Annotated in this window: 1 protein-coding gene; it reads left to right on the forward strand. The window is 24.2% G+C overall.

The genetic code is table 11. The features are described 5' to 3' along the window. On the forward strand, positions 1-2348 hold a 2348-nt coding region (locus tag ACTTA5_RS07575; RefSeq protein ID WP_440649181.1), incomplete at its 5' end, for an LPS-assembly protein LptD. Between the last annotated feature and the right edge of the window lie 89 nt (positions 2349-2437).

Below are 2437 nucleotides of genomic sequence, written 5' to 3' on the forward strand. Positions count from 1 at the left end.
ATGTGAAAGCAATTTATGATGTTTATAAAAAATTAACTGCTAGATCATTAAAATACAATATCAAAGAAACCATACTCAATGCAAAACACAATGTTAAAGCGATTGATGAGATAGAAAATTACGAAATGTTAACTAATGATTTAACATATCACAAGTTAGAAGAAAAAATGACTTCTCAAGGTAAAACTTTTCTAAATATAAAAAATGAATATGACATTGAAAGTAAAGACTTGCTATTCATGATAGAAGAAAATTATATAAGTTCAAAAAATAAATCTAAAATTATTGATAATAAAAACCAAGTTTATTTTTTAAAAAAATTTAAATATTTAATAAATCAAGAAATACTTAAAGCAGAAGATTTACTTGTAATTACAAATTATAACCTTGCCAAAAGTGATCAATTCTTTTTTTCAAACGCCATAATTAATTTAAAAAATAAAAAATTTTTTGGCTCAGATGTCGAAATTGATATACATAAAAATATTTTTGGAGAACCTAAAAACGATCCAAGATTAAAAGGTGTTTCGGCAATTGGAGATAGCAACAAAACTTTAATCAACAAAGGCATTTTTACAAGCTGCAAAAAAGATGATAAATGCCCTCCATGGTCAATAAAAAGTGCTAAGATTATTCATGACAGAGAAAAAAAACAGTTAATTTATGAAAATGCAATATTAAATATTTATGATTTACCTATTTTGTATTTTCCAAAATTTTTTCATCCAGATCCAACTGTAAATAGACAATCAGGTTTCTTAAAACCTCAAATTAATAATTCAAATATACTTGGTAGCTCTATTTCAGTTCCTTATTATAAGGTAATTTCAGAAAACAAAGATCTTACTTTAACCCCTGTAATATTTGATAGTGATACTAAAATTATTCAAACAGAGTATAGACAAGAAAATAAAAATTCATCTTTTATTGCTGACTTAGGTTATGTTAATAAATTTAAATCTAGTTCAAAAAACACTACTAAGAATTTGTCTCATTTTTTTGGGAAATTTGATTTAGATTTGAGTATGCGCAATTTTGAGAAAAGCAATTTGTCAGCTAAATTTGAGAGAGTATCTAGTGATACGTATCTAAAAATTTTTGAAAATCATATAACGTATGAGAAAAAAATTAAACCTGGTAATTTTGATAAGCTAACTAACAATCTTAATTTATCTCTCATTAATGAAGGTTTTAGTTTTGATAGTGGAATTTCCTCTTACGAAACATTAAGTGGTAAAAGTAGTGATAGATACCAATACATTCTGCCCTATTACAATTTAAATAAATCTATAGGAAAAAATTATTTTAACGGATCATTGTATTTTTCTTCTAGTGGGAGCAATGAACTTAAATCTACAAATCAATTAGATACTAGTATAATTAATGATATAAATTATGATAGCGTAGAATACATTTCAAATAATGGATTAACTAAAAATTATAGAATAAGTTTAAAAAATTCAAATGTTATTGGAAAGAAAAGCTCAAAGTATAAATCTAGTCCTCAATCTGAGCTAACAAGTTTATTCAATGCTGAAGTCGCACTACCACTTGTAAAAGAAAATAAATCTCACAAAAATTTATTAATTCCCAAATTATCATTTAGATTTAATCCTACGGACATGAAAAATTACTCCAGTTCCTCAAACAATGTAAATATAAATAATATTTTTTCTGATAACAGGTTAGGTTTGTCTGACACGTTTGAAGCGGGAAGGTCTTTAACTTTAGGTTTAAATTATAGAAGAGATCAAAAAGTTTTAGATCTTGATTATGAGAGAGATCAAAAAAAAACTAATATAGATGATATTAATAACTTTTTTGAATTTAAAATTGCAACAGTTCTAAGAGATAAAGAAGAAAACATGGTTTCTAAAAAATCTACATTAAACAAAAAAAATTCAAATCTTTTTGGATCGTTAAATTCAAAAATAACTGATCATATTAAATTCGATTATAACTTTTCTATAGATAATGATTATTCTACTTTTGAACGTAATGATATGAAATTAACTTTTTCGAATAATAATTTAATAACAACATTCGCCTTTGTAGAAGAAAATGGTGAAATTGGAGATACAAATATATTTGAAAATTCAGTTACTTATAAATATAATGAGAGAAATTCATTAACATTTAACACGAGAAGAAATCGTAAAATTAATTTAACTGAATATTATGATTTAGTATACGAGTACAAATATGATTGTTTAAGGGCAGGCATAAAATACAATAAAAAATATTATTCTGATGGTGATTTGAAACCAGTAGAAAATTTGATGTTTACCGTTACCTTATTTCCACTAACAAACTATGAATACAATGCTAAAGATTTGTTAAATAATTGATTTAAGATGAATGTCTTCTTTAAAAAAATTCTTTTTACTATTTTAATAATTTTAAATCTAAATTTTAATTCTTATGGATATGAGAATAA

It is taken from the genome of Candidatus Pelagibacter sp. HIMB1521 (genome assembly GCF_052047875.1).
In the GTDB taxonomy this organism is placed as follows: domain Bacteria; phylum Pseudomonadota; class Alphaproteobacteria; order Pelagibacterales; family Pelagibacteraceae; genus Pelagibacter.